Below are 25,667 nucleotides of genomic sequence, written 5' to 3'. Positions count from 1 at the left end.
TTTTTGTAATTACCCTTAGTTGTTATAATTCGCTATGCGTATCGAGATAATAAGTTGAACCTTCCGCCCCTAAGGGAAACCCCGGCATGCTGAGGAAACAAAGTCACCCTATGAGCTTGCCGACCAACGAAAGAATACGGCTAACAGCTTATTTTGTAGCCATTTTACTAGTGCTCTGCGCTTTACTCTACAATCACTTCCAAATGATTTCAGCAAGCATTCCACTTGACTATAATGAAGCGGCTCAACCAACAGTTACAGCAACGATAGCGTCGGGCGAAAACCCTTATACATTAAAGAACCAGCCTTCAAGAGCGAGCGTATACCCCGTTCTGTACAACATAATCGTAGCCCCCTTGACGTTTGTGTTCGGCAATAACTTAGAACTACATCGAAGTGTAGTTGCTATTTTCATCCTGGGATCATGTGTACTTTGCTACTTTGCAACATACAAGGAAAGCAGGTCCGCATCTAATAGTCTGGCTTCAGCCATACTCTATTATGCTGCACTGCTTTTTTATTCCACCCCAATTGCAAGCCCAAATAGCACTGGATTGTTTTTCTTTCTAGCCAGCATTTTCATTCCCTGGCAGTTCAATTTTTCTAATCGAAGTTTAGTGATAGCACTGATTCTCGGCATACTGGCCTTCTATAGTAAACAATATTTTATCGCCAGTTTAGGGTACCTGAGCCTATATTTATTTATTGCAGTATCCAAGAAAAAAGCTCTTGCTTTTGGAATACTATCACTGCTGTCTATAATAACTAGCCTTATTGTGATTCACAAAACCTCTCCATACTTTTTAGATAACACATTTTTTTCGGTTAAAATAGTTATAAGCACAATCTCGTCAAATCAAGCCATGCTAAAGCAGATGTCATTATTTTTTGAATATTACTTAGCACTGCTACTCTTGACTACTTTTTTAGTTATATACAAACTATCTACTGAAAAAACAACAACAAATGAATATCGTAAAGATAAATACGAAAAGAAATATCAACTATTTAATTTTAAAAATATAAACGCCCCACTACTTTCCAGAAAGCCAAACTATATATTATTTTGCTTAGCCTGCTCTATATCAATAATAGTTTTAATATTAGGCAAGAACCCTGCAAATAACATGACATATCTTTTCCAGATAATGTCACCCTTCTTTCTAATAGCATCTTTCAAAACAATATCGAATAGCGATAAATTCAAATGGATATCCTTACCCCTTATAGTTTTCTCCCTGTACAAAAGCTATGAGGTTCTTCCAAAAGATTTCACCGTTGACACTGAAAGCTGGAGGAAGTTAGAAGCAATTATGTCAGAGAATAAAAAAATATATGGCCCCCCCATTATTCTCACCCAAATACTCAATACTGACAAACCAATATATCAAAATGGCCATACAAACTACTTTATGTACGCCAGTTTCAAACCAGAAATATTTAAAAGAACTGAAAAAGACACCATTCTAAACACTATATGGCAATCACATATAAGCCGAATTTATAAAAACATAGAGGATCAAGAATTTGATCTGATAATACTAGATCGCTCGACGAAAATACCAGCGCCACCATCGCATCTAGACCCCGCTATAGATGGCACCAGCTACTTAAAAAAATACTATGAAAAAACTGATATATTAACTATTTCGCTAATCAAAAGGCCTGGCGGCGGAAGATATAATTTAAGTATTTGGCGCCCGAAAGGCAAGATAGATAAAATCACAGAGTTATAATTTGTTAAATTTAAAACAAACTATCGCGCTAGTACCCGCCACACAAGCAGGCATGCAAATAAAATCAAAAAACATCAATTTAGCAATAATTTTATTTAAAAATACCAACAACCCATGCGGAGCATTAATTCGAACGCTTCTGCTAACCTTAAAAATAGAGAGGACTCGTGCTGGAAGATAAGGCAGGTGAAAAAAATAACTTTTTACCAATGATATTGCGCCTAGAGACTCTACCAAGTGGGCCAGCATACTCAAATTATAACGTCGGTAATGCCCATAAAATTGATCATAATTAGACCATATTTTTGGACCGGCCGGAACAGTAATCAATACAGTGGAAACATTGGGGAAGGACAGCCTTAATGCTTTTATAAAAGCATGAGGATCTGGCAAATGTTCTATTACATCAAGTAATAAAATCACCTCGTATTTTTCTCGCTCGGATTGAGACAATTCTTCAGCGCTGAGGCCTGTCACCATAACATCCTCAACGCCCTTTAAAGGAGTCACCTCAGCTAACTCCACACCATCACAAAAAATATCGTAACTTCTTAACTGCTTGACCGTAACACCCTTGCCAGCACCAACTTCAAGAATTAGAGCGCCGGGAGATAAATGCTTAGAAATAACTTTCGAAATAATCTTACTTCTAGCCATGCTCCACCAATGATTTTCAATGCCATCCGGGTAAGCAAAATCATATTGATCATTTGAAAATTCTGTTTTCATTTAGCTCTCTATTACAATCGACTACCTGCATATGGCTCTTTCAATTATCTGACTTCTGCTCGACCTGTATGTCGTTACGGCATATTTCGTCAATTAAATAAAGCGGGCGATTTTTAACCTCTATATAGGTTTTACCAATATACTCCCCAGCCACACCAAGCGCTAACAGCTGAATACCACCAAATAAATAGATTGGAATTACTGTAGAGGCCCACCCTGCTATTGCAGTATCACCTCCTATTGCGGCAGTTAGTGCCCATCCGCCCATGATGAGAGAAATTATAAAAACCAGAAACCCCAGTAAGGTGATAATTCGTAAGGGCATAATTGAAAAAGACGTCACACCTTTAACTGACAAGCTAAACATGCTTTTAAGATTGTATTTCGATTCTCCAGCAACTCGTGCATGCCGGGTATAATAGACTTTGGAAGATTTCAGCCCTAATAAAGGAATCACACCTCTTAAATAAATATTGGTCTCACGATATTGACCTAACATTTTAACTGCTCGCCGGCTTAGCAAACGATAGTCAGCGTGATCCTGGACTGTATTTACACCTAACAAAGCCGAAATTCGATAGTGCGAAATAGCAGTCCATTTCTTAAAGAGGCTGTCGCTTTCCCGATTCTCACGCACTCCATACACAATTTCATTACCTTCAAGATAAAGCTGAATCATCTCCTCAATAACATCTATATCATCCTGTAAATCTGCATCTAACGAAATCAGGGCATCGCCATCAGCCTGCATCAGGCCAGCATAGAGCGCATACTGGTGACCAAAGTTTCTGGTTAACCTTACCCCTACAAAAGGCCCCCCCTCTTCGACAAGAGAAGAAATCGTTAACCAAGTATCATCAATGCTACCATCATCGATAAAGTAAACTTTAGATGCCTCATGGATCAAGCCTTGCTCTATTAATAGTGACAGCTTGGCTTTTAATTTAACCGAAATAATTGGAAGAATTTCTTCTTCGTTATAACAAGGTATAACCAAGCTAATCTTAGGAGGGGCGATAGCGACATAACTCTACTCTTGTAATCTCAATTCTGGATATTAATTAGAAAATACAGGCTATATGCCGAAGAAGTTATTAAAATTCTTTTTCATGATAGCTAACATAGTTTGTAACTTGACAGGAATGCCACGAATAATAAGCTTTCTAATCTGGTATAGTGTAGGCGATACATCTTTGGGAGATTCATCATGGGCAATAGCAAAATCCATTAATAACTGATGAGTTTCAGGAACACATTTTCTGTTAATATAAACAAAAATATTGTACCGGTACCATGGCATAACCATACGATTATTGATCAGATGGGGCGAAGACAGTCATACATCTGAAAATTATTCTTATCAAAAAGATCCCTCCAATATGAATAATCCTGCTCATTAATATGATTCTCTCCACCTTGGCCAGGCGGTGCAGCAGAAAAAACTACAATATCACTATGTCGGCAAAGACTAGCCACCAATTGTGGAGCAGAAGAACCGGGAAGGTGCTCCGCTACCTCTAAACATTGGACTAAATCATAATGCTGCGGGAGCAAAAACTCAAACCTTAAATCCCGCCCCACAAAAGTATCTGGCGCTATCATTAACATATCCCTGTTTACGTACTCACCATCGATACCCGTTATGCGACTACCGTGCTCTTTCCATACCGACAACCATGCGCCAGCACCACACCCCACATCCAGCACTGAGTCTACTTGGCGTAATAACACTTTTAATACAAGCGGTACAATTATCTTGGCAGAATCTACTGCGCCCCCACCGATATAGTTATAGAATTCTTCATTATATTTATACAAATAAATCCCCTATAGATTACTTATTTCCCACCGAGAAAAATGAAAGCTTCATACCAAAAACCTAACAACTAACGTTGACATTAGCGAACAAAATACTATTTAAACAGACCTCATATTTTGAATTTTATAACACTAGGCCTGTATAAATAACCCTCGCCCTTGAAATCAAATATGAGGCAGAAGGATCTAACTCTGTAAGTTTTCTACACTCAACCTACAGCGATAACTGCGCCCAAAAACAGGATTAATTACCAGCTCTACCGGCATTGAACTTTCTATATTACCACGATAAAAACCATCCCACTTTCGGGAACCCTGAATAACTGACTGCCACCGGTACTGCCGGGGTGTTAAAAAATATAAGCCCCCCGCTGTTCATTTACACCAATCATGTCCATTCTTCTCAGAAAAATAGCAGAATTTCTCTCCAGCGAGAGGGAAACTTTCTGGATATCCGACCAGTGAGTCGACGCTGTAGTTACCTTCAGTTTGGGGCACCGGTCATCACTGCTCGCCCCCCTCTGTGGATGGGGTGCACTGCCGCCAATAGGCGTAAAACTATGCTCCAGAAGAAAATCAAAATGCTGAGAAAAATAATCCTTTTTATTCATTGGCAGCACAGCATTATCTCCCTTCAATCGAGCTAGTCCCATGCTTCCTAATATTTGGATCCTGCCAGCACTTTCACTAACGTTAGTAACACCAGATAAAGAAAACATATTCGCCCCCGACAGCAAAACCAATGGAATCAAGGCCACAGAAATCAAAGCTATGAGGGCATTTTTTTTATTAGACATTGAGTAGATCTGGCATAACATCAGGCAAGAGACGCTTAACCAGTAAAGCATAGTAATTGTTTGGTATCTCTCCGCAGTGGGATCAACATATACCGCCCGACCAAGCCAAATAGCAGCAGAAACCCCAAGACAAATAGTCGCCATAACCAAATAAAACTCGAGCGCCTTTGAGGCCAGGTCTTTTTTCTTATACCAATCAAGCCACAGCCTGATCCAGTTATAGGCTATAAAGACGACCGAAATCAGTACAGCTACTGAGGCCAGTGCTGCGTACTTGACTGACAAAGGGGCTCCGAGATGCAATCCGGTATTGGAAACAACACCACTCAGCCTCGTAAACCAGGAATTAAAAAAACCGGGGGAATTTGCCTGCAACCGGGCTATTTTTGCACTACCGGACTCAATACCTTGCATATAAAGGAACACAAAACCACACAAAAAACGACTACCCAAGCACAATTTCGGGAACGATGGTATATGACTATAACGGGTATCATCAGGCAGCAAAGCAAACCGGAAAAATTAGACAAAGCTGCAACAGCAGATAGACAACATGCCAGAAATGCCATCCTGACACTCAGGTCTTTTCCACAGGCTGTAAGTATCAAGACGCTCGCAGCGCTGGCTGCAAAGGCAACATACCAACTAGCATTGATAGGATTAACAATGTTCCAGTATTGAGTCGGACTGCAAATATATATTAATGCGAGGCCTGCGATAAAAAAATAGGCCCCTTGCACCCTTGAGAGAGTAGTCCGAGCGGCCGCTATATAGGCCAGCAACAACACCGCTATACTCGACCAGAGACTCAGGTATATTAAAATGTTTTTCCCGCCTAGGTGGGCGTAATCAAAGACCATCAGCAAGCGAGTAATAAAAATTCTGTGTGCACCCGAGTGGGGTGCCAGCCACTCTTCCAGGCTAACGCCCGACCAACCCTTCTCCATCGCCGATGTAACCAAGGTTAGTAAATCAAGAGTATCTTTTATTGGGATTTGTACGTGGTATCGATACCATACCGTAAGACTTACCAGCAGTGATACCAAGCCCAACAAGAACACAGTGATAGAAAATGCCAAATTAAAGCGAGCGATCATAATACTTGTTAGAACCTCATTACTATTCCCCTGTCGAGCAACACCTCGGGAGACACTGTTTTTTTTCAGCTAATCTCTGAATCCACGCCCCATCCCTATAACTCATGAACACTGCCTCGAAATAACATACGCTTAATCTTTTTCTGTAACGACAATGGAACTAATCGTGATACTGTCGCACCCATTCGGCTCATTCTTATCATGACCAACAACCGTAAAAGTTTCTTTTTGAAATTCTCGGTCAGCTCAGGTGGCCTATAATTATCCAAACAAGCGACAGCCAATTCATCACTGATCCTCCCCCTTTCAGCATTGGGTTCTGCCAGCCACAAATAGTCTTCAAGGTAACTGAAACCGTCGCACATATCCTGCTGCCAGTGAATCGTTTTTCCCTGATGCTGATCAAGTGATGACAGGCTAGTCTGAATTGTATCCAGTAAATCCTTTGCCTCGTAGGAAGTAAAAACAGTTGTTTGTGGGCGTCCGGAAGAGCGAACATATTGCGCACCAAACTCTGGGACCATCACTGGGCATGCAGCGAGAAATGCAGCGCTCAATGTGTAACTATAGGTTTCAGCCCAGCGCGAGGGAAACCAAATCAGGTCGGGGTTGATCTTGTCCAAGAGCGCTGGCAAATCCTCTTCAGCATATGGGCCAGTAACAATCACATTTGAACTAAGCCGGCGGTATCCATAACCTACCAGATGGAATTCAATATTGAGTCCATTTTCTCTTGCAAGGTCTGCGACCTGCTCAAGTATATCCGCACCTTTTTCCTGACTTAAAGCCCCTAATACCACAACTTTCTTTAAAGCCTCACTGCTAGTTGGCCTTACATACACATCCGGGTATACGGATAATTGTTGGGTATCCAAGTGAGGCGTTACCAAGTAGCTGGCATTGGGATAAATACCCTGAAAAATATCAACGATGCTACGACAAGGAGCAATGACTGTATGCGCCCCCTCAATCAATATCTCACCAAGGGACAGCCAATCCTGATAACTACAGAATCTAATATGCCGGTCAAAATCCTTGTGCCTTAATTGTGGATCCAAAGCTATCTGAGAGTCGTGAATACCATTACCACCGGTAAGTACTGGATTTCCCGACACCAGATAATAGTCGTGCAGAGTAAAGATATACCGTAATGCCATATCTTTAATCAGGCGTGACACCAGAAATTCATAACCTTTTATATGATTAATATGTATGAGATTTAAAGAAAGTGACTGTAATAAGTCAATAAAATTATCGTAGTTTTCTTCGATACTAAAAGATAGCGGATCCAGGCCACACCATGCTGGGAAGGACAGGCTCACACGTTTGTTTTGGGAAGGAGTTAAACGGAAAAAATTAGCGGCCCCATGAAAAAAATCGCATAACTCATCGACATAACGCCCAGTCCCTCCTCCCAAGCCATGACAAATCATCAGGATGGATGGCTTATCCGATTCTGCCATCAGGCGAGCCATAGTCTTAAAACGTGTATATTGCGGTAAATCGTTTTCAATAAACACAGATACTAATGCGGCATAATCTGGATACCTATTATTAATAACTGTCATCGCATTATTAATAAGTTGCTGCTTTTTTTCTCCAAAGCTAGCTCCACCCGAGTGATAAACAAAGATGTTAGGCGCTAAAACATTTCTGTAGCCAAGCTTGGCAAAGCGCTGACAAAGGTCGTTTTCTTCTCCATAACCCTTTCCAAAAGCGCCCTCATCAAAATTACCAGCCGCCTTTAAAGCTTGGCGGCTGACATACATACAAAAACCCACTCCTGTCGGCAGGTCAATAATAGCTTCATCGTAATTCCTGGAAAAAGCTCTATCAATCTCAGCAAAGGTTGTGAATTCCGGGAGCACATTATCCTTACAGATTTCAGGAAAAGAACATATCTCACCATTATTAGTGTACGGCGTAATAGTCCCAATTGCCGGATCACTATCGGCAACACTCACAAGACGATCGATCCAATCACCATTAACCAGAGTATCACTATTTAAAATAATGCAATCGGCATCCTCGGTGTAGGAAAAACCGCGATTGACCGTCTTAACAAACCCAAGATTAGATAGATTTTTGTGTAGCTCTATTAAGCCAGCCGCCTCCAAATTATCCAGATACTGTTCAATGTCCTTGTCCCCAGAACAGTCATAAATCACTAGCAACCGGAAATCAGTTGCATTCATAACCTTTGATTGAATAACACTGTCAAGACAAGCCGATGTTAAGCTAAAATCCCCATAGACAGGCATTATCACTGCTAACTTCATATGAAACTCTAGTAGATATATAATTGACGTTAATTCTAAAGGATTATCAAGAAATTCATACCCGTATTATCTTTGTTAAAGCTCCATCAACCCGTATATTCAAATACTAAAACTTCTTTCGGCTTAATCAATGAATTCATTTTTTTCTCGATTTTTGAAACCGCGCCCAAATTCAGTTTCATCGTTATATGCTACAACATGGAGCGGGAAATCAAGCGCACCTTACAATCACTGAGCAGAAGCTACCAGTGGGGCATACGAGATCTCAGCTATGAGGTAATTGTTGTAGATAACGGGTCAGATCAACCTTTAGATCCAGATTTAGTTCATTCATTCGGACCAGAATTCAAGCTCCTTAGAATTAGCAATGCCAGTAAGTCTCCGGCAAAAGCAATGAATCTAGGCGCCCAACAAGCCAGTGGCGAATATCTATGCATGATGATAGATGGTGCTCACATACTTACTCCGGGAGTATTGCATTATGCAGATTTGGCCACCCGGATATACAAAAAGCCCATTATCACACCTCATTACTTTTTCTTGGTCCGGGACAACAAAGTATAACGACAAAAAACGGCTACAATCAGCAGGCTGAAGACCTGCTATTTGAACAGATTAACTGGCCTACTGACGGCTACAAACTATTTGAGATCGGCGAAATTATCGGCGAAAGCAATCAAAGCTGGTTTATGGAAAAATTCGAGTGCAACTGTCTATTTATTAACCGATATGACTTTTACCAATATGGCGCAGTCAACGAATCATTCAAATTGCCGGGGGCGGACTGGTAAACCTTGACTTATATAAGAGAATGGTTGAGGGCAGCAAAACAACTATCGTGGGCATTATTGGTGAGGGCACATTCCACCAAGTTCACGGCGGTGATACAACCAACAGCAATGGATCTGAAAGAACAATAAAATTATCAAGCTATCAAAGTGAATATTATTCTATTTATAAAAAGGCTTATTCAAGACCAAAAGTGAATATTCAATATATAGGCCACATGCCAAACCTTGCAGCAATGAATGACGTTATCAAACCTTAGCAAGCTTTCTTTTTAACACCCGCCATGCGCCTTTTACCACGCCTAGATAAGGACGGGCAAAGGCATTCTTATAGCGAGCAGACCAATTTTCAAGACGGTCCACCCTCACCAACAATTCTTCCAGCCTTAAATGCTGATCATCTATAACAGCATTTTTATGATTAATAATACCCTCTAATATACTTACAGAAGTATCTGATAAACATTCAAAATCAAGATACCTGAGGTAAAATTCATCAATTTCTTTGTGCTTCGCCTCATCATCCGACACCGTCAAATCCATTAGCAGGGTAAAAAACTCTCTATAAATATCCAGCTTATTACCAACTCCTTTAACCTCAGGGACCAGTACTTCGTTTTTAAAATCACTTGAGAAGAACTTATCGAAAAAATGTGACCCTTCTGCAGACCGTACTAGTAACAATGCCTGTTCAGCAATACAAACTCTATCTAATGATCTGGATGCTCTTTCTGCATCCATATAAGAATAAAACCAAAACGACAAAGCCTGATCACTACTTAAGCCAAGCTTGTCAGCCTGTCTTAAGACAAAGTTTTCGGGGTCAGAAATAACGAACAAAGGCGATATGGTTTTACATCTATCATTTATCGGCTCCAACCAAAATGGCAGACACCTATTCATTAATGGATCATAAAGACACTCAATAGATGCTAGCGCAAGACTCGATAATTGTTGCTTCAATTTACTAGCATCGTAATTTTTGGCAATTTTCTTAAGCCAGGTGTGGTTTAGTGAAGCATTATAAAAGGCCGACATCTCAAACGTAGATAATAACTGCTTGTTTAAATCCTGGATAAATCGAGATAGCGAATCACCATAACCCTGACAATATAAAGAAGAGAACTCCTGATCAGACATCGCCAACAGCCCAACCACTAGTATCGCAGAGGCATCTTGATGTTCATCCGTATGCAGAGAAACTTCTATGCGGTTTTTTGCTTTATTAGAACGTATATTTTGCGATTGTAATACCGACTGCTCTATAAATCTGAGTGCATGAAAATGAGGCTTACCATATACAATTGCAGGCGAAGACGGTTTAATAAATCGCTCACCCCTAATACGAATATACTCTTCTTCAAATTCAGCAAAACGTCCACCCGGTGTATTGGTAGATACACCGCCATGAATTTGATGAAAACTACCCTCCCCCATAAGCGTGTATACCTCAGATAATTCATGTTCACAAATACGCTTATATAAATCCAGATTTGCCAAACCCGCGCCCGGCGAAACAAAGGCTTCCTCAAAACCACCAATTTCAAACCAGAACTTTTTTGATACAAAGATAGAGTTTGACTCACTCACTGGCTCAAACATACCTGCACCAGAACTCGCCGCCATTTCTGAAATGGTGAACAACTCATACCCATTATTACGCCAATCAATGCTTGCCAGCAGATTATCTTCAACGTCCTGACAATAACCTTGTGAAACTGTAATGTGCTGAACTCCAGGCCCCAAGTGGTATGACAATGCAGAAACAACGTTATATGGCGAGGAATTTAGAATTGTTAATGCCTGTGACAATAGGCCCGGTGTCACCATCCTGGCGCCATCTATTAATATCGCAATGTTCTCCCCCGAGACTGCTTGACTGCTTCATTGATAGCACTAACAGGGGAAACTTTTGGATTTTCAACACTAATAATCTGAAGATTTGACTGTGAATAGGCTTCCCGCTCAATTATCAGGGGCTCCTCAGAACCATTGTCTATAACAATTACTTCATATTCTTCTTTTTCAATACCTCGTTGGTAACGTGGCATCAACGTTTCAATAGTTCGAGGTAACTCTCTCTGCATGTTGTAACATGCGACTATTATCGATAGCTTATATTTATAGTCTGACACTGTAGCGGTAGTTCCTTAAAGTTTTAACCCGGTCTTGGTTTCAGGAAAGCCATATTCACTAAAAAACCAGCTTTCAATTGCATAACGCGTTTTGGTCATATTCTTGATCATTCCTGTTCTATGAACATTATAGTGGTCAAAGAAAATAAGGTCCCCCTGTTTAAAATCAGTATGCTCAAAACCATGTTTTTGGATTTCATCTTCAATCAAATCAGGGCAAAGCGACCAATCGTATAAAGCCTTGCCGGACCCGGTAGGTAATATAGCCCTATAACGCTCAGTAAGCACATCCAGGCTTGGAGCCTCGGCACCGCAATCAGTCAGTGCCAACCACATATTTAATGAATGAATGTTATCACCAAGAAAAGCGCCATCCTGATGCCATGCCCACTGCCATTTATCACTATTATCCGGCTCCATCTTTCTCAGAACAGATTTTTCCACCGACATCGCCGCATGATTACCAAGATAATTTACAATAAGACTACGCAACTTAGTAGTATTCAGAATATTATAAAAAGCATTAAATATAAGTGGCGCCTCAGCAAGATAGATAGAACTATTAATAAAATATGAATTGTTTTTATTCTCAGCCGGTAGCGGCCTGTAGTGACGACCGCAAGTATAGCCTGCAATATCAATCAAACGCTTTTGATGCTCTGATCTGACTGTCTCGATCTCAGCCTTCAATTCTTCAGCTTTATCAGATGATATTGCATTTTCAACAATTAATGCGCCATGATTTCGCATCGCATCGTCCAATATTGACTCGGATAAATTGACATACGATATTCTTGGAATACTACCTTTGGGAAATATTGATTTTTCGCTAGTTTCAACAAAGTTATTTTTTGCAAACTCAGGCCTTCGCTTAAAATGCAGCAATCTCAGATCTATATTTAAGCTTTCTGATGCTATTGAGGGAAAACGAGACGCCATCAACTCAACCGTTTCAAGCCACTGCTGAGTTGAATGGCAAAAGGAACAAATCGACAGGAAATAATACCGTAGGCGCAGTGGTAAAATAGATGCCAGCGACAAGAACAGTGACTGCAGGAAGGTCAATTGCTCAGCACTTGAAATATCCACAGTAGAATTATTAGCCATTATTTTCCTCAAACATAAGATTTCCAGACGCTAACAAAATTGAGTAGTAAATTTAAGCATTAAGTATCTAATCTGTGGTAAATTATAACCCAAACTAACACCTGTTTAACCTCTATCAATAGCTTTTCAATCATACAATGATATAGAACAAATGCCACAGCAGATCCAAAGAACCCTCATACTATTAATTGGCATGCACAGGTCAGGCACATCAATGTGCGCCAACATTATCAACCACCTAGGTATACCTCTAGCCAAGAATGCCAAATCGGCTATTGGTGAAGATAACCAAAAAGGGTATTTTGAAGACCTTGATTTGGCCAGGCAACAAGATTGTTTTCTGAAGCAGCTTAATAGCCACTGGGGCAATACTACCCCACTTACTTTGGATACAAACTCTGTACCGGCAAAAAGAGCCCTTGATTACATAGGCAACTATCTCAATCAGGAGTTTCAACACACCGATACACTGTGCATTAAAGACCCTCGGGTGTGCCGCCTTTTACCGCTGTGGCTAATTGCCGCTCAAAATTTGAACATCAATGTTCAGACTATCACTTTGATACGCGACCCAGAACAAGTCTGTGCCTCACTGCATCGACGTGATGGTATGCCATTAATTCAAGGAAAATTACTGTGGATACGGTATTATCTCGAAGCAATTAATTCTATTATTGATAAAAATAATACAACTATCTTCTTTGATGAGGTTGTCAGAAACCCTCAGATAATTAAGCAATCATTAGAAAAACTACAGGTTGAACATAACAACGCTGACCCCTATAGCGTAATCACGCCAGGCTTGATCAATCATAAATCTATATCTATCAATGATGAACATCTACCCCAATTAAAGAACTACAGAGAAAACAAAACAGCTTTGCTATCCACCTTAAATCAATGGCAGGAAGACTTAGCAAATAGCATTTCTATAGAAGATTATAACAATCTTGTTAATTATACCTACAACATACTAAACGATGCCGCCGACCACGCACGTAAGATACGCAACCTGGAGTGGACAATAAAAAATAAAACTGATCGCAGCTTTATTAAAAAAATTATTCACCGGCTATGCGGATAATAACTGAGTACTTAAGATGAATATCACAATAAAAGAAAATATTGGTAAGGCTTTCTCAAAATTTATTGGAGATGATGCCTATCAGATAAAAAATACCTTGAAAATTTTTGAGATAATCTATGACACAGGGCCAAGTCATATTTCTTCAGTTTTCAATAAGGACTTCTGCACATATGAATCAGTTAATATTTTACCGCCAAGTGACGAGCTTATCATAAACACCAAAACCACATATGACATCATTATCTTCGTCAATCTTACTGATAAGAACATATCGCTTAATAAAATCTTTGTACAACTATTGTCCGCTTTAAATGATGACGGATATTTTTTTCTTGTCACTGGAAATCACAAAAACAATAATACCTCTCCCACACCCAGCGAGATTAGCAATCTATCAAAACTAAACCACTCTAGAATAGTTGACCACTGGTTTGAAAAAAGAGGAAAAGATAATGAAGTTTACTCAATTATAAGGAAAACCACTAACAAAAATGGCTGGGATGGAAAACCCGAATTAGAATTACGCCATTCATTACTAGACATACCGACTCACTTGAGCGGACCAATATCACCAGCCTCGGAAGAAGAAGAAAAGACCAGAGGAAAAATACCTTACCTATCTTTCTTTGACCATATCCACAAGAAAATATCACCTCAGAACTACCTTGAAATCGGTATAAGGCATGGTCGCTCCCTCGCTCAAGCGAAATGCCCATCTATTGGCATTGACCCTACTCCTGATATAAAAGTCACTCTTGAAAACACAATCATCTACCCAAATACCAGTGATGACTTTTTTGAAAACATTGCTCCCAACATTCTTAAGAACAACAGAGACCTAATATTTATTGACGGGATGCATCTTTTTGAATATGCACTAAGAGATTTTATTAATTGTGAACTATACAGCCATGAAAGCACATTAATTATTATCGATGACATATTCCCCTGCCACCCCAGACAAGCTCTTAGAAAACGAGACTCTCAAGTTTGGACGGGGGATGTCTGGAAATTAATACCCTGCCTAAAACATTACCGCCCCGACCTTGCAATGATAGCTGTCGATACTTCACCAACAGGATTACTACTAATCATTAATACTAGCTGCGAAAACCAAACACTTAACTACGAATATAACGAAATCATTGATAACTTTATTTATAAACAGGACCCAGAGCCGCCAGAAAGTATCATAAGCAGACAAGGTATTATTGATCCAGATAATAACTCACTTAATATTCTGTTAAACAGTATATCTAATGGCAGTATAAAATCTGATCAGGCGTGTAAAATTATCGAAGAACTAAAACTTAAGTGAGCATTTATTATCCGTATATAATTCGACCTTAATGAAAAAGAATAACAACCCGGAATAGCTCTATGTTATTTAATTCGCTGGAATTCATATTTTTATTCCTACCTATGGTCTACGTCGTTTTTCAGATCCTCCACTTTAAGGGAAAAATTATTTCTCAAATCGTTTGGCTAACAGCCGCCTCATTATTTTTTTATGCCTGGTGGAACCCTAGTTATCTGCTCTTGATACTGCTTTCAATTGGCGCTAATTATGCATTTAGCCTACTAATTGTTTCGCAAAGGGCCAAAAATCATCATCGCTTATTCTTAGTTCTAGGTCTCTTATTCAACCTCTGCTTACTAGGTTACTTTAAATACGCCAATTTTTTTGTTGATAATATTAATTACCTGCTTACTGATGACTTTCATCTGCAAAAAATCATTCTTCCTCTAGCAATTTCTTTTTTCACCTTTCAACAAATTGCCTATTTGGTTGATACTTACAAAGGACTGACAGAACCACATAGCTTTTTGGAATACTGTCTTTTTGTAACCTTCTTCCCACAATTAATTGCGGGCCCCATAGTCCACCATAAACAGATGCTACCGCAGTTTCAGACACTACACCTTAAGAAGGAAGTGATTTTAAACTTGGCCATAGGCTGCTCCATTATATCCATAGGCCTTTTTAAGAAAGTGATTTTGGCTGATAGCTTTGCCCAATGGGCAAGCCCGGCTTATTCGGCAGCAGCAGACGGTGCGGATATAAATACGCTAGATGCCTTGGCTGGGATTTTTAGTTACTCTTTTCAACTGTATTTCGATTTTTCCGGTTACAGTGATATGGCAATAGGTCTTGCATTTTTGTTTGGGGTTCGCTTACCAGTAAACTTTTTTTCTCCCTATCGGGCACAGAATATTGCTGATTTCTGGCGCATGTGGCACGCAACCCTAGCAAGGTTTCTTAGGGATTATATTTATACTCCACTGGGTGGCTTTGTCTGTAGCCCACGCCGACAAAAATTCAACCTCTTTGCGACGATGTTTTTGGGCGGCGTCTGGCATGGAGCCGGCTGGACATTTGTTATATACGGTAGCTGTCATGGTCTCTATGTGGTTCTACATCAGATATGGCGCATAAAAATCTCTGGCCCACTTGGACTAATTAACAATCGCATTTATAAATATAGCTGCCAGGCTTTTACTTTCGTACTAATTTCCTTAACACTAGTTTTCTTTAGGGCGGAATCACTTGAAAGTGCAACCTATCTTTTTAAAAGCCTGATGAATTTCCCGGCCAAGGCTTCTCAATGATTTACCAGACGTCACTTAATAACAGTAACCTTATATTATTAGCCAAGACATTTAACCCAGCTATATCATTAGTACCTCTGGTCTTGTCTGCGCTTCTGCTTGCGCTTTCTATATGCTGGTTCCTTCCTAATACCTATCAATTGTTTAAGCCCTATGATGTAGCTATACTTGAACAAAGAATCGTCAGGGAGCCTGCATTCGGCGTTATCTGGCATAGCAATATACGCTGGGCTAGTATGACTGCAATATTATTGGCTATTTCATTCCTGGGGCTTACGGAAGTCTCTGAATTTATTTATTTTCAATTCTAGAGTTCTCCTAGTGAACTATAAAAACTACCTCTATTTTTCTACTTTTTTTACTTTTATTTTGGTCATAGTCATCGCTTCGATTAATTATCGAGTTGACCCCTATGGGCTTTATCGGCCTGCAACCAAGTTCTCATTAAGTCGCATTAATCAATTTCATCACATGCGAACGATTAAACCACTGAAGGTTTATCAACTTCAGCCCAACGCTATTGTAATAGGTTCTTCAACTGCGGGAAGAATCGCGCCCCAACACCCATCATGGGAAACATACACATCCTACAATTTATCTATTCCTGGTATCACCAATTATGAGCTATTGAGATTAGTACAACATAGCCATGCCACACAACCTCTCATGAGTCTGGTTATTGGTCTGGATTTTAGTGCCTTTCTGCCATCAGCCCCCAAACTTAGACGCGGATTTGATGATGCCGCGCTTACTAATAGAGAGGGTGAGATTTCATCCATTGTGACTGGGTGGAGTCGCTTCAAAGTACACTATCGAACCTTACTATCAACAACGACTTTAATAAATTCCCTGTCAGCCATTTTAGATAAGAGAACGACACACAATACATACTTTCCCAGTGGAAATTGGTATTCAGGCTCCAAACATATTTTTTCCGGAATTGCTGGTTTTAAGTTTACTGCAAAACACCAGATTGAGTTGCAGACCCCTTATGGCCCTGAGCAAGCAATGGACTTTTCCTATTTCGTAGAGTTACTCGAGTTTTGTCATGCTAATAAGATCAATACGCACTTTATATTAATGCCTGTGCATATTATGTATCTCGAAGTTTATAAACATCTTAATTTAATGGATGAATGGCGATATTGGCACGATCGTCTAATTGCAGAAAACAATCGCCTAGCCAGGCAATATCAGCGAGATACTTATAGCATATGGGGTTTTAATGCCGCTTACGATATCGTAAATGAACCTCTATGGAACAACATAGATTCGACTAAGAGCTGGTTTCAGGGCGGTGTTCACTTTAACCCCCATTTCGGTAAGATTATGCTCAATGAAACACTTTCAAACGATATTTCTCCAAGCCATGGCATCAAGCTCAACAAGACCAACTTAGCTACTTATCTAGACCAAGTTGAAAAAATCAATATTGACTTCCTTAAGGAACATGAAGAAAACACAGCTCAATTAATACGGCAGATAAAGGCCCCCACAAGTAATTAGTATCGCTAAATGTATAACGAAAACCGGGGCTTGTATTATATCGTCACTGAGAAATTAATATTCGCCCGGTTTTTGTTAAGCTGATCCGTGCGCAGAGCAGAATATTTCCTGGCCGTTGGTTATGGTATAATCTGACCGGTTTTTTCACCCCATCGCCCGCACTCTATTGCTATTCCTGGTGTGCTGGCTGTTAGGATTATGAATCTAGGCATGGTTACTAAATGAGCACTGAAAACAAAATAATCGAAATTATTACGGTGATACTAAAGCACCAAGGTCTTCCAGAAATCGTTGTATCGGCTGAGTCACCCCTTTATGACGACGGTATTGGTCTTGACTCTCTTTGTGTAGCTGAGCTTTCGGCGCAGCTAGAAAAAAACTATGGGAAAGACCCATATACTAGTGGTGTTTTACCGCAAACTGTAGCGGATATTATTTCGTTCTACGATGCCTGATAAGTCGTGATTAAGCAGTTATTACATGAAGCTATCGACTCGGCTGCTGAGCAACCGCTCTTACATGCACCTTCAGGGAGCTGGACTTACCAGCGATTTCTTGATCAAAGCACCCTTCTTGCAGCCGCACTTACTGAACAAAAAGTAGTCGTACTCGCCTGCTACATGCCTGACTCTCCCCGCTTACTTTCCTTAATGGCGGCGGCTGCCATATCCGGCACTTCAATCTGTATCTTTAACCGTGATTATTCGCCCGAGCAAATAAAACTACTTGCCAACGAATTAGATGTTGACCTTATAGTCACTGATAGAGAGCTTGAATTAACAGTCCCTTGTAAAATACTTCAAATGGATCAACTGGAAAAACAGGCGTTGCTGTATGCAGATAAAAAAAACCTGATAACGGGTATAGATGCTGACTTACTCATTATGACATCAGGAACGACTGGAACGCCTAAATGCGTCCGTTACCGTTGGTCTGATATTGCCGCACAGGTCAAGCGCTCTGTGCAGGGGGCCAGTCAAAACTGGTTACTGACTTATCACCTGAATCATTTTGCCGGCATTCAAATGTTTATATATGCTCTTGTTAATCGCTGCTCTCTGGTACTGGCAGAATCCAATAGTGTCACTGGAATGTTGAAGGCTGCCCAACTGTATTCGGCCACACATATCAGTGCCACACCGACCTTCTGGCGCTTTGCCATTGCGCAAATGCATTCTCAACCAACATTGAAATTGTCTCTCCAACATATAACCCTTGGCAGTGAAGCCGTAACTTCATCGATTTTAAGCCACTTAACGGCGCTATTTCCTGATGCAAGTATTTCCCAAATATATGCGGCTACAGAACTAGGGTCATGCGTTTCGGTGACTGATCGTAAACCTGGCTTACCCTTGGCGGTACTGGATCGTTGCGATGATCATGATGTTCAATTCAAAATTAAAGATGGCGAGCTATATGTTAAGGCGAAACATGGCATGAGGGGATATGTTGATAAGGCTTCCGCAAGCAAGCAAGATATAGACGACCAAGGCTGGCGAGAAACCGGAGACCTGGTGCGAATAGAAAACAATAGAATTCTATTTTTGGGCCGAAAAACTGAATCCATTAACGTCGGGGGAGTTAAGGTACACCCGCTAGAAGTCGAGGATATTATTAGTCAAGTGCCAGGGGTTCATCTTGCTCATGTCTATGGGCGTGACAACCCCATTATGGGGCAAATTGTTGCGGTTAATGTTGTACTGGAAAAAGAAGTTAATTCAGATCAGGTTGAAGATGCTATATTTGAGGCCTGCACAATCCTCCCCAGACATAGTCGACCAAAGCTCGTGCAAATGGTAGATTCACTGGATATCAATAACTATAAGCTTTCACGTAAGAATTAGGCGCCGATCTTGAAAAAAAACATTGTTATTATAAGTGGCGGCAGTAGAGGTTTAGGAGCCTCACTAGTCCAGTATTTTCTGGATCAGGGAGATTACGTTGCTACGTTTAGCCGCAACACCACCGCCCAGGTAAAAAAATGGCAGTCTTCCCACCCTGAAAATTTTTATTTTGATACTCTAAGCCTGACAGATACAGCGGCCTGTTCCAACTTTGTAAAAACAGTTCAGGAAAAACTAGGTGATATTAATGTGCTTGTAAACAATGCCGGCATCAGCAAGACCAGCTTACTGCCGCTATTCTCTGATAAGGACATGGACGAAATCATCGACCTCAACCTGAAGGGTACTTTTCAATTGACAAAAATGATTTGTCGCCCGATGCTATCACTTAGCAGTGGTCGGATAATTAATATTTCATCGATTGTGGGCCTAACAGGCTACCGAGGGCTATCCGTATATAGCGCAACCAAAGCTGCACTCGATGGTTTTACCCGTTCGTTGGCTAGGGAGCTAGGCCCAAGAAACATCACCGTTAACTCAGTTGCCCCTGGCTATTTGACGACTGAAATGACCGATGAACTCAACCAGAAACAAACACGCCAAATTGTAAACCGTACACCTTTAGGACGATTGGGCGACCCCGAAGATGTAGCCGAATTGGTTGGCTTTATTGCCAGCCCAGCTGCAAAATTCATAACCGGCCAAGTCTTGGTCGTAGATGGTGGTATTTCTTGCTAAGAGGCTCTACCAATGAGCAATACAGGGACCAAAATTGAAACTTAGCAATGATCATCAACACCTGAATGACCTAGCGCTTAATGACCCAACAGCGCACTATAATCGCGTAACACGGGCTTGGGGATTTCTGCTTGGTGAAAACCTGCATTATGGCTATTTCGGGCCTGATGGAGACACATTGACAAGTGCAACAGAAAGTCTAAGTAATAAGATGACTGAATTAGCGCAGCTTCAAGCAGGGCATCGAGTTTTAGATGTCGGCTGCGGAACAGGTAATCCAGCCTGCATGATGGCACAGGACTATGCAGCCAGCGTAATTGGCATATCTCCCAGCAAGATTTGTGTCGAGCAAGCCAGAGATAGAGCACTGTCCCGAACGCTCACCGGGCAGGTAGAGTTTATTATGGGCGACGGCGCATTGATGTGCTTTACCGAACAGAGCTTCGACTGCGTTTGGATCATGGAGTCATCTCACCTTATACCAGACAAGCAAAGCTTGATTAAAGAGGCTTGCAGAGTATTAAAACCCGGGGGGCGTCTGGTGCTTTGCGATATTATCCTACATCAGACGTTAGCACTTGAAACCGTCATCCAATATCGTGACGAGTTTCTTTTGTTACGCGACGCCTTTGGCAGAGCCCGCATGGCAACGATGGAGTTCTACAATGATCAGTTTGCTTGCAATAAAATGTCTGTTTTACACTCTGAGAATATTTCTTTCCAGACACAGCCTACCTTTAGTTGTTGGCGCGAAAATGCCTATATTCATAAAGACAAAGTAATAAAACTAATAGGGGAAGAAGGATGGAATCAATTCGTCGAGTCCTGTGATGTACTTGAAAAATTTTGGGCTGAACAGATTCTGGGGTATGGAATAATTGCTGCAATCAAGCCAGATTAACTCAATAATACGTCAAGTTTATTTCTTCTACCTTTAAAAACGATCCGCCGGACTTTTATCGAAATCTCGATAAACTCAGTCAGAATTCCCCCTTAAGAAAATACGGTCAATTTTTCTTTTTAAGAATAAATAAAGAACCCATGGGAATTTTAAATCACGCAACTTGTATAGATTATTTTCTTCTCGCACTGATGCCAAGTCATTTTCTAATTCATTTATTCTAGCGCCTAGCTGGCTATTACTAGATTCCAATTGAATAATTCTAGATCCTAAAGCCTGTTCCAGCTCAAGATTTCTTTTCTCTAAGTTTTCAAACCATTCCTGATCTTTATCAACAATGTGCTTTACTCGCTTTCGAATCCACACTTTCCTACTTGCCTTAAGATCGTCTTCTAATTCTGCAATCAATTCATGCGTATCTTTCCAACGATTAAGTATCTGTTGCTTTTCCTTAATTCCAAAAACCCCAGGACTCGCAGAATTTCTATTTTCAGCCCCGTCATAACTGGCTATATACGCGTCTTTAAATGACGTCATGCCGAGTGAAGTAAGCCACTTCTCCAAATCATGACTGCTGTCTAATTCTTGTTCATGCGGGGGATAATGAATCGTACCTAAATAACCATCATGAGCGTCCGCTGCAACAAAAAAACTATCCCGGTAAACAGCTAACAGTTCATGACTTATGATTGGTGGTAACAAATCTCTTCTATATAGTGATAAAGCTATAGATTCAACGCAACGTTCAACCCATACGATTTTTGTTGTGATTAACTCTAGAGCTGCAGCTTTTAGCCACAGATCAATAGTAAGACAAAGTCTGGGATCCTTAATTGCATAATAAGGCTCATCAATGGTCTTTAATAATTCACGGATGTCAGCGATACTTACATCAGAATTATGATCAAAAAACGGTTCTATCGACCACCAACTATGTTTATTTCTCCCTAAAATCTTCTCATTTATTGCAACAACTCGCTTATCTTCATAGAACCCATCACGATTAATAAACGGTTGATCCGCTATATAGGTTGAACCAAAACTCAGGCCCGTCTTCGACAATGACCTTGAAATAAGTGATGTCCCACTTCTATGCATACCACAAACGATTAATAATTGTTTCACAAATTATTCCCGCACGATTATTGGGCTACTTACTTCTGGTATTATGAAATCTAGCTATAGTTTCCATTGGGTTCTTATTATTCTCGTGTAAACGAGCCTCGGACTCCGTCCAGCCATTATCCTTAGCAATCATACTACAAATAGAATTAAACTGGCTGTATCGCTTTAATACATTCTCCGGCGTAGATTCGTATACCACGCGCCCATTCTCCAACCATACTGCCCGATCACAAAGCTCTTTCACTATGGCAGGAGCGTGCGACACAAAAACAACTGTTTGATCTGATTTAACCATCTCATGAATTGCTCGCGTTGACTTCTCTTTGAACTCCTCATCACCAACACCCAACACTTCATCCACAAGCACCACTTCCGGCTCAGAATATAAAGCGATAGAAAAACCCAAACGCGCCCTCATTCCTGAGGAATAGGTACTTATTGATTTGTGTATATGCGAACCCAGGTCTGCATAGTCAATAATTGCTTGCAACTTGCTATCAACCTGGGATTTTGACAAGCCGAGTAACACTGCACTGAGGTATATGTTATCCAACCCTGATAGATCAGAAATAAATCCGGCTTGCAGAGACAGCAAAGCAGCCTTTGCTGAGCCTGTCTTTTTTATGATCCCTTCATCTTCCTCTATAATGCCAGCAATTAATCGCATCAAAGTACTTTTACCGGCACCATTTCGACCTACAATTGCAAGGCTTTCGCCCTGATAGATTTCAAGATCCAGACCTCTTAGCACCCACTCACTTTTCGAATTGAGCTTTCCTGACAGACTTCTGTAACAGACACCGACATTCGCTGCTGAATAAATAATTGGATGTGCAGAATTCATAGCAATCAAATCAACCCATAATTTTAGGATAACGTCTATCGTAACGATGAAGTAATAATAGCCCGATACAAAGCACAATCAATGACATAACTATATAGGCGAATAAAAACATTAAGGCTGGCTTGGTTCCCTCTATCAAAACCCCCCTCTGGGACTCAATATAAAACACCATTGGGTTAAACATAAAGAAAAACTGCTTCTTTTCAGACAAATCATCGATGCGGTAAAAAATAGCAGACATAAAAAAAAGCAAACTTAAACCGTAACCAATAAATGACCTTAAATCAGGAAAAAATGGCAGCAGCGCTGATAGCAGAACACCGATGGAAAGAATCATTAAAGCCTGACCAAGTAATAAAACCGGCAACCAGTGCCATGTAGAATAGCTAGGGGTATTGAACAAAATAAGAAGAATGAGTAAAACTGATAAAATGATCAGGAAACGTATCACATTAGAAAAGAATGGAATAAAAGGTAATATTATTTTTGGTAGGTAGACCTGATCTATTACACCCTTGTAATTAATAAGTACACTTGAACACTGGTGTATGGATGATTCAAACCATCTCCAAAAGACTAAACCAATAATAAGGTACGTCACAAAACCGTCACCGCCTCTATGGAGTACCACCCCAAAAACAACATAAAAAACTGACAAATATAGAAGGGGATCTAAAAACCACCAAAGCGCTCCAAGATGAGATTGTTTTGTTCCAGATTTTATCTCCGCCAAGGCACGTAAAAAAATAAGGTCGAGATATCTTCTCATAGTATAAAAACAGTAATTTAATTAACGAATAATAATTATTGTGAACTCGTATTTTACTACAAGAGAAGCATCAAACCACTATAAACCATAAATATTAAATGACATCTGAAACCAAACAATGGAATAAATATATATTAGCAATTAGTGACTGCAATATTGTAACCTAGTGTCCTGTCGAAGCTACCTGATTTTATTTAACCAGCTAAACAAAATCAGACCATACCAATGAGATAGGAAATTATTCATAAGCGTACTGTAAACGGTGGTAGGTAAAAAGCGACCAACCGGTCTTCAATAAACTACCTGCAATACGCTCCAACCCACTTACCGTCCGCACGGCGTGATACCACTAAGCCCCTCACCGCATTGGCACACTAAAAAGCGCAGTTCTGGCAATAGAGGAATCACCTGCAAGCACCTCTGCGGGATCGTTACCCGATAAAGGACGCACACAGCAATCAATCACATTAAATAAAAAAGAAGTATAAAAAAAGAAGCCAGGAGGATTAAGCATCCGTGCTCAATCGCATTCCCTTGCAATCCCCTCCTGGGTAACCCTCCTGGCTGTGTCAATCCCTGACACAGCGCTGATACTACGCAGGTCTATCTACAAAAGCTTGAACGTAGCTGCTATCTTTCCATGTTATTCGCGATAACGATCTTCCTAAGCATTGCAATTTGCTATTAGATGCCAACCCACCTAAATCACACCCATAAAAAAACGCCAGTACCTTCCGATACTGGCGTTCCTAATTAAAGCCTGGCGATGACCTACTCTCACATGGGGAAACCCCACACTACCATCGGCGAGGACACATTTCACTACTGAGTTCGGGATGGGGTCAGGTGGTTCCATGTCTCTATGGTCGCCAGGCAAACTGGCTTGGCTGAATGGTCTGTCTTACGCGCGCGTTGCGCTGCACATTCAATCCAAATAAGGTGGTAAATAAGCTAATTAGCTCTCTTTAACAAGAGACTGTAATTTCTTGTGTTGCTTCGTATGATCCGTTTAACCCGAAGGTTATGTCTCATCAATGTTTCTTAGCTTTACATACAATGAACTAGTCATAAAACCATTTCATTATATGGTCAAGCCTCACGGGCAATTAGTACTGGTTAGCTCAACGCCTCACAACGCTTACACACCCAGCCTATCAACGTAGTAGTCTTCTACGGCCCTTTAGAACTCTCAAGGAGTTAGGGAGAATTAATCTTGGATGGGGCTTCCCGCTTAGATGCTTTCAGCGGTTATCCTGTCCGAACGTAGCTACCCGGCAATGCATCTGGCGATACAACCGGAACACCAGAGGTTCGTCCACTTCGGTCCTCTCGTACTAGAAGCAGCTTTCCTCAATTCTCCAACGCCCACGGCAGATAGGGACCGAACTGTCTCACGACGTTCTAAACCCAGCTCGCGTACCACTTTAAATGGCGAACAGCCATACCCTTGGGACCGGCTTCAGCCCCAGGATGTGATGAGCCGACATCGAGGTGCCAAACACCGCCGTCGATGTGAACTCTTGGGCGGTATCAGCCTGTTATCCCCGGAGTACCTTTTATCCGTTGAGCGATGGCCCTTCCATACAGAACCACCGGATCACTATGACCTACTTTCGTACCTGCTCGACTTGTCAGTCTCGCAGTCAAGCGCGCTTGTACCATTATAACCTCACGATTTCCGACCGTGATTAGCGCACCTTCGTACTCCTCCGTTACTCTTTGGGAGGAGACCGCCCCAGTCAAACTACCCACCACAC

Annotated in this window: 23 protein-coding genes, 2 rRNA genes and 1 pseudogene; 13 read left to right on the top strand and 13 right to left on the bottom strand. The window is 40.8% G+C overall.

Translation table 11 applies throughout. From position 1 onward, the window contains the following. The first annotated feature begins 86 nt into the window (after positions 1–86). Positions 87–1,736: a glycosyltransferase family 39 protein gene (locus UNITIG_RS00125; RefSeq protein ID WP_101756545.1), complete on the top strand. Its 1,650-nt coding sequence runs from the start codon at positions 87–89 to the stop codon at positions 1,734–1,736. Here the strand turns inward: UNITIG_RS00125 and UNITIG_RS00120 are convergent. The 4 genes from UNITIG_RS00120 to UNITIG_RS00105 all read right to left on the bottom strand — a co-directional run bounded on the left by UNITIG_RS00120 (position 1,731) and on the right by UNITIG_RS00105 (position 5,365). After that, positions 1,731–2,465, bottom strand: coding sequence for a bifunctional 2-polyprenyl-6-hydroxyphenol methylase/3-demethylubiquinol 3-O-methyltransferase UbiG (locus UNITIG_RS00120; protein WP_101756544.1), 735 nt, complete (start codon positions 2,463–2,465; stop codon positions 1,731–1,733). The two genes, UNITIG_RS00125 and UNITIG_RS00120, sit on opposite strands and share 6 nt — an antisense overlap. A 40-nt stretch (positions 2,466–2,505) precedes the next feature. Continuing rightward, positions 2,506–3,462, bottom strand: coding sequence for a glycosyltransferase family 2 protein (locus tag UNITIG_RS00115; protein ID WP_235015183.1), 957 nt, complete (start codon positions 3,460–3,462; stop codon positions 2,506–2,508). A 320-nt stretch (positions 3,463–3,782) separates the two neighbouring features. Continuing rightward, positions 3,783–4,283 (bottom strand): class I SAM-dependent methyltransferase, encoded by a 501-nt coding sequence (locus tag UNITIG_RS00110; protein WP_159930983.1) that lies wholly within the window; start codon positions 4,281–4,283, stop codon positions 3,783–3,785. A gap of 350 nt (positions 4,284–4,633) precedes the next feature. Beyond that, positions 4,634–5,365 (bottom strand): hypothetical protein, encoded by a 732-nt coding sequence (locus UNITIG_RS00105; RefSeq protein ID WP_145999032.1) that lies wholly within the window; start codon positions 5,363–5,365, stop codon positions 4,634–4,636. A gap of 12 nt (positions 5,366–5,377) precedes the next feature. Here UNITIG_RS00105 and UNITIG_RS00100 point away from each other — a divergent pair, with 12 nt between their 5' ends. After that, positions 5,378–5,761 (top strand): hypothetical protein, encoded by a 384-nt coding sequence (locus UNITIG_RS00100; protein ID WP_101756540.1) that lies wholly within the window; start codon positions 5,378–5,380, stop codon positions 5,759–5,761. A 511-nt stretch (positions 5,762–6,272) separates the two neighbouring features. Here the strand turns inward: UNITIG_RS00100 and UNITIG_RS00095 are convergent. Further along, the gene (locus tag UNITIG_RS00095; RefSeq protein WP_101756539.1) at positions 6,273–8,456 is read right to left on the bottom strand and encodes a glycosyltransferase; all 2,184 of its coding nucleotides are present in this window, start codon (positions 8,454–8,456) and stop codon (positions 6,273–6,275) included. Between the two features lie 198 nt (positions 8,457–8,654). Here UNITIG_RS00095 and UNITIG_RS25360 point away from each other — a divergent pair. From UNITIG_RS25360 to UNITIG_RS00085, 3 genes and pseudogenes are all read left to right on the top strand, one after another. Continuing rightward, a pseudogene (locus UNITIG_RS25360) lies at positions 8,655–8,837 on the top strand (hypothetical protein); the annotation flags it as partial. 50 nt (positions 8,838–8,887) lie between these two features. Beyond that, entirely contained in the window at positions 8,888–9,247 is a 360-nt protein-coding gene (locus tag UNITIG_RS23820; RefSeq protein ID WP_235015182.1) for a hypothetical protein, read from the top strand. A gap of 20 nt (positions 9,248–9,267) precedes the next feature. Beyond that, entirely contained in the window at positions 9,268–9,504 is a 237-nt protein-coding gene (locus UNITIG_RS00085) for a hypothetical protein (RefSeq protein WP_101756537.1), read from the top strand. Here the strand turns inward: UNITIG_RS00085 and UNITIG_RS00080 are convergent. The 3 genes from UNITIG_RS00080 to UNITIG_RS00070 are packed head-to-tail and all read right to left on the bottom strand — an operon-like array spanning position 9,494 to position 12,486. Beyond that, positions 9,494–11,056, bottom strand: a complete 1,563-nt coding sequence (locus UNITIG_RS00080) for a hypothetical protein (RefSeq protein WP_159930981.1) — start codon at positions 11,054–11,056, stop codon at positions 9,494–9,496. The two genes, UNITIG_RS00085 and UNITIG_RS00080, sit on opposite strands and share 11 nt — an antisense overlap. Positions 11,057–11,088: 32 nt before the next feature. Next, positions 11,089–11,379, bottom strand: coding sequence for a glycosyltransferase family A protein (locus UNITIG_RS25355; RefSeq protein WP_145999030.1), 291 nt, complete (start codon positions 11,377–11,379; stop codon positions 11,089–11,091). Between the two features lie 15 nt (positions 11,380–11,394). After that, positions 11,395–12,486, bottom strand: a complete 1,092-nt coding sequence (locus UNITIG_RS00070; RefSeq protein ID WP_101756534.1) for a phytanoyl-CoA dioxygenase family protein — start codon at positions 12,484–12,486, stop codon at positions 11,395–11,397. 151 nt (positions 12,487–12,637) lie between these two features. Here UNITIG_RS00070 and UNITIG_RS00065 point away from each other — a divergent pair, with 151 nt between their 5' ends. The 8 genes from UNITIG_RS00065 to UNITIG_RS00030 all read left to right on the top strand — a co-directional run bounded on the left by UNITIG_RS00065 (position 12,638) and on the right by UNITIG_RS00030 (position 21,172). Further along, the gene (locus UNITIG_RS00065; RefSeq protein WP_145999029.1) at positions 12,638–13,570 is read left to right on the top strand and encodes a sulfotransferase family protein; all 933 of its coding nucleotides are present in this window, start codon (positions 12,638–12,640) and stop codon (positions 13,568–13,570) included. A 16-nt stretch (positions 13,571–13,586) separates the two neighbouring features. Further along, a complete protein-coding gene (locus UNITIG_RS00060) occupies positions 13,587–14,891 on the top strand; it encodes a class I SAM-dependent methyltransferase (RefSeq protein ID WP_101756532.1) in 1,305 nt (434 codons plus the stop codon). A 62-nt stretch (positions 14,892–14,953) separates the two neighbouring features. After that, the gene (locus UNITIG_RS00055; RefSeq protein WP_235015181.1) at positions 14,954–16,183 is read left to right on the top strand and encodes an MBOAT family protein; all 1,230 of its coding nucleotides are present in this window, start codon (positions 14,954–14,956) and stop codon (positions 16,181–16,183) included. A gap of 321 nt (positions 16,184–16,504) precedes the next feature. Further along, positions 16,505–17,689: a hypothetical protein gene (locus UNITIG_RS00050; RefSeq protein ID WP_145999028.1), complete on the top strand. Its 1,185-nt coding sequence runs from the start codon at positions 16,505–16,507 to the stop codon at positions 17,687–17,689. A gap of 221 nt (positions 17,690–17,910) precedes the next feature. Then, a complete protein-coding gene (locus tag UNITIG_RS00045) occupies positions 17,911–18,144 on the top strand; it encodes a phosphopantetheine-binding protein (protein WP_101756530.1) in 234 nt (77 codons plus the stop codon). 6 nt (positions 18,145–18,150) lie between these two features. After that, positions 18,151–19,533 carry a class I adenylate-forming enzyme family protein gene (locus UNITIG_RS00040; protein ID WP_101756529.1) on the top strand — a complete coding sequence of 461 codons (1,383 nt, stop codon included), beginning with the start codon at positions 18,151–18,153 and terminating at the stop codon, positions 19,531–19,533. A 9-nt stretch (positions 19,534–19,542) separates the two neighbouring features. Further along, positions 19,543–20,271 carry a 3-oxoacyl-ACP reductase family protein gene (locus UNITIG_RS00035; protein ID WP_101756528.1) on the top strand — a complete coding sequence of 243 codons (729 nt, stop codon included), beginning with the start codon at positions 19,543–19,545 and terminating at the stop codon, positions 20,269–20,271. 34 nt (positions 20,272–20,305) lie between these two features. After that, positions 20,306–21,172: a cyclopropane-fatty-acyl-phospholipid synthase family protein gene (locus tag UNITIG_RS00030; RefSeq protein WP_159930979.1), complete on the top strand. Its 867-nt coding sequence runs from the start codon at positions 20,306–20,308 to the stop codon at positions 21,170–21,172. A 75-nt stretch (positions 21,173–21,247) separates the two neighbouring features. Here UNITIG_RS00030 and UNITIG_RS00025 read toward each other — a convergent pair whose 3' ends face one another. From UNITIG_RS00025 to UNITIG_RS00005, 5 genes are all read right to left on the bottom strand, one after another. After that, positions 21,248–22,297: a hypothetical protein gene (locus UNITIG_RS00025; RefSeq protein ID WP_145999027.1), complete on the bottom strand. Its 1,050-nt coding sequence runs from the start codon at positions 22,295–22,297 to the stop codon at positions 21,248–21,250. A 25-nt stretch (positions 22,298–22,322) separates the two neighbouring features. Continuing rightward, entirely contained in the window at positions 22,323–23,141 is an 819-nt protein-coding gene (locus UNITIG_RS00020; RefSeq protein WP_145999026.1) for an ABC transporter ATP-binding protein, read from the bottom strand. Between the two features lie 10 nt (positions 23,142–23,151). After that, entirely contained in the window at positions 23,152–23,910 is a 759-nt protein-coding gene (locus UNITIG_RS00015; RefSeq protein WP_101756524.1) for an ABC transporter permease, read from the bottom strand. A 758-nt stretch (positions 23,911–24,668) separates the two neighbouring features. Then, positions 24,669–24,784, bottom strand: a 5S ribosomal RNA gene (gene rrf / locus UNITIG_RS00010). A 211-nt stretch (positions 24,785–24,995) separates the two neighbouring features. Continuing rightward, positions 24,996–25,667 (bottom strand): 23S ribosomal RNA (locus UNITIG_RS00005); the annotation flags it as partial.

The sequence above is a fragment of the Oceanicoccus sp. KOV_DT_Chl genome (assembly GCF_900120175.1).
GTDB lineage: Bacteria > Pseudomonadota > Gammaproteobacteria > Pseudomonadales > Dasaniaceae > Oceanicoccus.
This window is presented reverse-complemented; position numbering and strand designations above follow the sequence as displayed.

Coding starts and splice junctions, on each gene's coding strand:
- UNITIG_RS00085 (WP_101756537.1), top strand. CDS start 9,268: ATGGTTGAGGGCAGCAAAACAACTATCGTGGGCATTATTGGTGAGGGC.
- UNITIG_RS00125 (WP_101756545.1), top strand. CDS start 87: ATGCTGAGGAAACAAAGTCACCCTATGAGCTTGCCGACCAACGAAAGA.
- UNITIG_RS00100 (WP_101756540.1), top strand. CDS start 5,378: ATGCAATCCGGTATTGGAAACAACACCACTCAGCCTCGTAAACCAGGA.
- UNITIG_RS00015 (WP_101756524.1), bottom strand. CDS start 23,910: ATGAGAAGATATCTCGACCTTATTTTTTTACGTGCCTTGGCGGAGATA.
- UNITIG_RS00095 (WP_101756539.1), bottom strand. CDS start 8,456: ATGAAGTTAGCAGTGATAATGCCTGTCTATGGGGATTTTAGCTTAACA.
- UNITIG_RS00120 (WP_101756544.1), bottom strand. CDS start 2,465: ATGAAAACAGAATTTTCAAATGATCAATATGATTTTGCTTACCCGGAT.
- UNITIG_RS00055 (WP_235015181.1), top strand. CDS start 14,954: ATGTTATTTAATTCGCTGGAATTCATATTTTTATTCCTACCTATGGTC.
- UNITIG_RS23820 (WP_235015182.1), top strand. CDS start 8,888: ATGCATGATGATAGATGGTGCTCACATACTTACTCCGGGAGTATTGCA.
- UNITIG_RS00070 (WP_101756534.1), bottom strand. CDS start 12,486: ATGGCTAATAATTCTACTGTGGATATTTCAAGTGCTGAGCAATTGACC.
- UNITIG_RS00065 (WP_145999029.1), top strand. CDS start 12,638: ATGCCACAGCAGATCCAAAGAACCCTCATACTATTAATTGGCATGCAC.
- UNITIG_RS00045 (WP_101756530.1), top strand. CDS start 17,911: ATGAGCACTGAAAACAAAATAATCGAAATTATTACGGTGATACTAAAG.
- UNITIG_RS00060 (WP_101756532.1), top strand. CDS start 13,587: ATGAATATCACAATAAAAGAAAATATTGGTAAGGCTTTCTCAAAATTT.
- UNITIG_RS00020 (WP_145999026.1), bottom strand. CDS start 23,141: ATGAATTCTGCACATCCAATTATTTATTCAGCAGCGAATGTCGGTGTC.